We start from the raw sequence: 4797 nt of genomic DNA, 5'->3' as shown, positions 1-4797 counted from the left end.
CTCGGACAGCCCCTGGAAGCCGGTGGCCGTCAGGCTCGCGGTCCCCCCGCGGGTGTGGTGGCTGCTGCACACGCCCAGCAGTACGTCGTCGCGGGTGAACACGCCGGCGCCGGAGAAGCCCGTCCACGGTGATGCCGGGCCGGGCCGGTCGGTGGGCGCCGCGGGGGGCGCCTCGGGGGGCGGGGAGGTCAGCGACAGTTCCAGGTCGGCGCGGCCCAGGAAGGAGCCGAGCAGCACGTCGCCGTCGATCTGCCGGGTGGTCGGCCGCATCCGGTCGATGGCGAAGTCCGGGAAGCCGACCGCGGTGAACGCGATGCGGCCGAGCCGGGTGGGCGCGACGCCGAGCCGGATCGGCGGCAGGTCGCCGTGGTCCTCGGCCAGCACGAGCAGGGCCAGGTCGAGGGAGGGGTCCTGGTGGCTCACCACCAGGTCGACGGCGACGGGTTTGCCGCTCCCGCCGGCCGTTCCGGCCGCCGGACGGACCTCGTAGGCGTAGCGCTCGGAGTCCTCGAAGGCGTGGCGCACGGAGAGTGCGAGACCGCTCGCGAGCAGGAAGCCCGAGGCGAGGAACCGCGTCCCGCCGGTCGTCCGGTCCCGTCGGGCGACCATGACCACCCTGCTCAGCATGCCGTTCGGGCCGCGCCGCATGCCCTGTCCCCCACCAGCCGTTCGGACCGTTCCGCAAAGCCTCCCCGGTGGTGACTACCGCCGTCCGCCGGGCGCCGCCCGGCGTCAGTCGGGCAGCAGGATCCCGGCCTCGGAGTTGGTCAGCACCGCACCGCCCTGCTCGGTCTCGGCCGTCAGTTCCAGCGACACCGTGTGGGTGGCGGTCCTGGCGCCGGCGGCCTTGGCCCCGCCGGAGACCACCCAGAACTTGACCCCGCCCTCGACCTCGGCCGAGGCGGTGACGGCGACCTCGACATCGAGCTTGACCGAGTTGACGCGCAGCCGCACCGGCGAGCCCTCGCCGTCGGCCATCGCGGTGGCGAGCTCCTGCCGAAGCGCCCGAATGGTGTCCGCGAGCCCGATCTCCATACCCGTCCCCTTCGGCCTGCTCCCCGTACACCGGGTGCGGCTACGAGATGATCATCAGTGGGACATGGTAGGCCACTCGCACCCGCCCGGTCCGGGCGACCGGTGAACGGCCGCCGGGACCGCTCGGTGGTACGGCGCCGCGCCCTCGCGGCGGCCGTACCGTCGAGCGGCCCCGGTCTTCCCACCGGACCTGCCCGGCCGGTCAGGCGAGGAAGGGCTCGGGCCCGAAGCGGCCCCAGGCGACGAAGGCGGCCAGCAGGATGTAGACCGCGTCCACCGCCACCAGCCGGTACTCCCGGCGGCGCATCCGCACGGTCGCCGCCCCGGCCATCAGCAGCACCAGCCCGACGGCCGCCAGCGGCACGAACACCGGCGCGATGCCGAGCACGGCGGGCAGGACCAGCCCCGCCGCCGCCAGCACCTCGACGGCGCCGATGGCCTTCACCCCGCCCGCGCCGAAGTCCTCCACCCAGCGGCCGCTGGCCCCGGCGGCGGCGATCCTCTCCTTCGGCACGGCCACCTTGAACGCGCCGCCCAGCAGGTACACGGCGGCCAGCAGCCCGGCGACGATCCACAGCGCGACGTTCACGGCGTTCCCCTCTCCTCGTGGATCGACCCGGGTCAGTGCTGGTACATGCCGACCTCGTAGCCGCCGCCGGGCTGGCGGAGCATCACATTGGCCCGGTTGAAGGCGTTGATGAGCGCGATCACGCAGACCAGCGCGGCGAGCTGCTCCTCGTCGTAGTGCTTGGCCGCGTTCGCCCACACCTCGTCGCTCACCCCGCCGGCCGCGTCCGCGAGCCGGGTGCCCTCCTCGGCGAGTTCCAGCGCGGCGCGCTCGGCGTCGGTGAACACGGTGGCCTCGCGCCAGGCGGCGACCAGGTTGAGGCGCACCGGGTCCTCCCCGGCGTGCACGGCCTCCTTGAAGTGCATGTCGATGCAGGCGCCGCAGCCGTTGATCTGGCTGGCGCGCAGCCGCACCAGCTCCTGGACGGCATACGGCAGGCTCGACTCGGCGACGGGCTTGTTGGCGGCGATCAGGTGCTTGAAGACCTTGCCCATGACGGGGCTGGCGAAGGCGTTCAGGCGGGGTTCCATGGTGTGCTCCTCGGTCGGTGGTCCCGTTGCTGCCCGTGAAGACAGGACAGCCCGCCGTTTCGTGACATCCCCGCGCCGCCCGCGCGCCGTGACCTGCGCCACACCACCCGCCCGCGGGCCGCGGCAGGCCTCGGATAGCCTGCTGGCCACGATCGGGACAGGGGGAGTCCAGGGTGAGTTCGACGGATGTGGCGGGCGCGGCCGGGTACCGGCCGCTGCTGTTCTCCATCGCCTACGGGATGACGGGTTCGGTCGGCGACGCCGAGGACCTCGTCCAGGACACCTTCCTCGGCTTCACCCGCGCCGAGCGGGCCGGCACCGTGATCGCCGACCCGAAGGCGTACCTGACCACGACCGTCACCCGCCTGGGCATCAACCACCTGAAGTCCGCCCGGGTGCGCCGCGAGAGCTATGTCGGCGAGTGGCTGCCCGAGCCGGTCGTGACCACCGCCGGGCGCCCCGGCCCGGCCGAGCACGCCGAGCTGGCGGACACCCTGTCGATGGCGTTCCTGGTGCTGCTGGAGGCCCTCTCCCCCGTCGAGCGCGCGGTGTTCACGCTGCGCGAGGCGTTCGGGTACGGCTACCCGGAGGTGGCGGAGATGGTCGGCAGGAGCGAGGCGAACTGCCGTCAGATCCTCTCCCGTGCCCGCAAGCGCCTGGCCGCGGCCGAGGACGGCCCCGTCCTGCCGGCCCCGGCCCACCGCGCGCAGGGCGAGGAGCTGGCCCGCCGCTTCTTCGAGGCCGCCGGGGGCGGGGACCTGGACGCGCTGCTCGGCATGCTCGCCCCCGACGTGGTGCTCCAGGGCGACGGCGGCGGCAAGGCCCGCGCGCTGGCGCGCTCGCTCACCGATCCGCGTCGCCTCGCCCGGCTGCTGGTCGGCGGCCTGCGCCGCGTCCGCCGTCTGGGCGCGCGCCTCGTCCCGGCCCGGGTCAACGGCCGCCCGGGCGCGGTGGTGTACGACGCCGAGCAGCGCGTGGCCAGCGTCATCGTGCTGGACATCGACGCCGACGGCGCGGTGCGGGCCGTCCACGCCGTGTCCAACCCGGACAAGCTCGGCCACCTCGGTCCGGTCTCCGACCTCGGGCTGCTGCCGGCGCCGAAGTGACCCTCCGGCGAGGCCACCCACCGGCGGAACCACCCCGCCGGCACAGTGACCCCGCCGACGCAGCGGCCCCGGCGACACAGCCGCGCCGGTGCGCGGGACATGCGGCGGCCCGGGCCCGAACGCCGGACCCGGGCCGTTCACCCCGAGGGTCAGGGGGTGGTGCAGACGGCGGTCGCCAGGATCGACTCCGTCGCGGTACCGGTGTTGGTGCCGCGCACGACCCAGGAGCTGCCGCTCGGGTAGGAGTCGGTGAAGAAGATCCGGAAGGCGCTGGTCTGGCCGCCGCCACCGGTGGGCACCTGGCCGGAGGGACAGGTCACGGTGGCGAACCCGTTGCCGCCCGGGGCCACGTCGACGAAGTCGCCGAAGACCTGGTTGTGCGCGGACAGCAGCGCGGGGTCGGCGGCGGCCTCGTCGTGGGGCACCACGACGCTGGGCTTGCCGGCGGGCTTGCCGTCGGCGAAGGCGACGGCGGCACTCGCGGCCAGGACGCTGAAGGCGGTGAGGGCGGTCAGGACGAGGGGCTTCGTACGGGCCACGGCGGCCTCCTGGGGTGTGGGGTCGGGCTGTGTCGACGGCGGGCCGTTCCCCGCGCCGGCCCCGATCCGTACCCGAACCACCCGGGTCCGCCGCCGGGGAAGGCATCCGCTACCCGGGCGGAGGAACCCCGCTGCCCGGCCGGGCTAACGGGGGCCGCACTCCCCGATTCGATCAACGACACGTCACCGGGGGAAACATGAGCAGCCGTCACCTCGGCCGGCTCCAGCCGCCGGTGACAAGCCGAACGTCAGCTACTCGGGCAGCGCCCTGCGCATCGTCCGGACCCCGGGACGCGGCTCCACCACCCACGTCCGCACCCGGGTCCGGGCACCGGTCACGCCGGCGCCCCGGCGACGGGGCGGCGGCGGGTGAACCAGCAGGCCAGCAGCAGGTTGGGCACCCAGCACAGCCAGGCGATGGCGGTGTAGGAGGTGCGGAAGTCCAGGTGCGCGGCCATGGCGACGGCCAGCATGAGCCGCAGGGTGACGGCGGCGAAGGTGAGCGCGAAACTGCGGACCATCCAGCGGCGGTGGTCGACCACCCGCCCGTCGAGGATCGCCCGCAGCCCGGCGCCCCCGGTCACCAGCCAGGCCACGGCCAGGCAGGCGAAGCCGGTCCCGGAGACCGCGCCCCCGTACGCGACGGGCGCCATCAGCAGCGCGCCCGCTCCGCCGACCAGGCAGCCGATCAGGTAGGTGACGCCGATCCGGCGGTGCAGGCGCGGGCGGCGTTCGCGCAGGCGGCGGGAGAACTGCCACGGCCCCACCAGCAGAGCGGCGAGCGCGCCGAAGATGTGGATGTAGAGCGGCACTTCGTGACTCAGGTAGGTGGCGCGCTGCTGCTCGATGAAGACCGCCGGATCGAAGCTGAGGTACTTGGCGGAGACGACGACGATGAGGGTGGAGAGCACCGTCATGACGGCCCAGCCGGCCCGTGTGATGCGCATGGGTCGAGTCTCGGGCCCGGCACCGGGGGTCGGCATCCGGGTTGTCCCCGAGAAAGCACCCTCGGATAACCC

7 protein-coding genes are annotated in these 4797 nt (G+C 74.2%); 1 reads left to right on the top strand and 6 read right to left on the bottom strand.

The genetic code is table 11. The features are described from left to right. From ACIQOV_RS27995 to ACIQOV_RS27980, 4 genes are all read right to left on the bottom strand, one after another. Nucleotides 1–648: serine protease (locus tag ACIQOV_RS27995; protein ID WP_401053152.1), on the bottom strand; the 648-nt coding region annotated here is incomplete at its 3' end. An 84-nt stretch (nt 649–732) separates the two neighbouring features. Beyond that, complete coding sequence (locus tag ACIQOV_RS27990; protein ID WP_359906629.1) at nt 733–1035, bottom strand: trypco2 family protein; 303 nt, start codon at nt 1033–1035, stop codon at nt 733–735. A gap of 202 nt (nt 1036–1237) precedes the next feature. Further along, the gene (locus ACIQOV_RS27985) at nt 1238–1624 is read right to left on the bottom strand and encodes a DoxX family protein (protein WP_401053150.1); all 387 of its coding nucleotides are present in this window, start codon (nt 1622–1624) and stop codon (nt 1238–1240) included. 32 nt (nt 1625–1656) lie between these two features. Beyond that, the gene (locus ACIQOV_RS27980) at nt 1657–2133 is read right to left on the bottom strand and encodes a carboxymuconolactone decarboxylase family protein (protein ID WP_401053148.1); all 477 of its coding nucleotides are present in this window, start codon (nt 2131–2133) and stop codon (nt 1657–1659) included. Between the two features lie 173 nt (nt 2134–2306). Between ACIQOV_RS27980 and sigJ the strand changes: the two genes are divergently transcribed. Further along, nucleotides 2307–3239, top strand: coding sequence for an RNA polymerase sigma factor SigJ (sigJ, locus tag ACIQOV_RS27975; RefSeq protein ID WP_401053146.1), 933 nt, complete (start codon nt 2307–2309; stop codon nt 3237–3239). Between the two features lie 149 nt (nt 3240–3388). On the opposite strand, the gene ACIQOV_RS27970 is transcribed toward sigJ, so the two are convergent. Both ACIQOV_RS27970 and ACIQOV_RS27965 read right to left on the bottom strand, forming a co-directional pair. Continuing rightward, on the bottom strand, nt 3389–3778 hold the full coding sequence (locus ACIQOV_RS27970; RefSeq protein ID WP_401053144.1) for a hypothetical protein: 390 nt from the start codon (nt 3776–3778) through the stop codon (nt 3389–3391). A gap of 335 nt (nt 3779–4113) precedes the next feature. Further along, nucleotides 4114–4725, bottom strand: a complete 612-nt coding sequence (locus ACIQOV_RS27965; RefSeq protein ID WP_401053142.1) for a DUF2306 domain-containing protein — start codon at nt 4723–4725, stop codon at nt 4114–4116. Nucleotides 4726–4797: the final 72 nt, after the last annotated feature.

Source organism: Kitasatospora sp. NPDC091257 (assembly GCF_044757675.1).
In the GTDB taxonomy this organism is placed as follows: domain Bacteria; phylum Actinomycetota; class Actinomycetes; order Streptomycetales; family Streptomycetaceae; genus Kitasatospora; species Kitasatospora lactacystinica.
Note: the sequence above shows the minus strand (reverse complement) of the source record. Positions and strands in the feature narration are given on the sequence as shown.

Bases quoted from the DNA above. Each gene is read 5' to 3' on its own strand.
- ACIQOV_RS27990 (WP_359906629.1), bottom strand. From the start codon at position 1,035: ATGGAGATCGGGCTCGCGGACACCATTCGGGCGCTTCGGCAGGAGCTC.
- ACIQOV_RS27965 (WP_401053142.1), bottom strand. From the start codon at position 4,725: ATGCGCATCACACGGGCCGGCTGGGCCGTCATGACGGTGCTCTCCACC.
- ACIQOV_RS27980 (WP_401053148.1), bottom strand. From the start codon at position 2,133: ATGGAACCCCGCCTGAACGCCTTCGCCAGCCCCGTCATGGGCAAGGTC.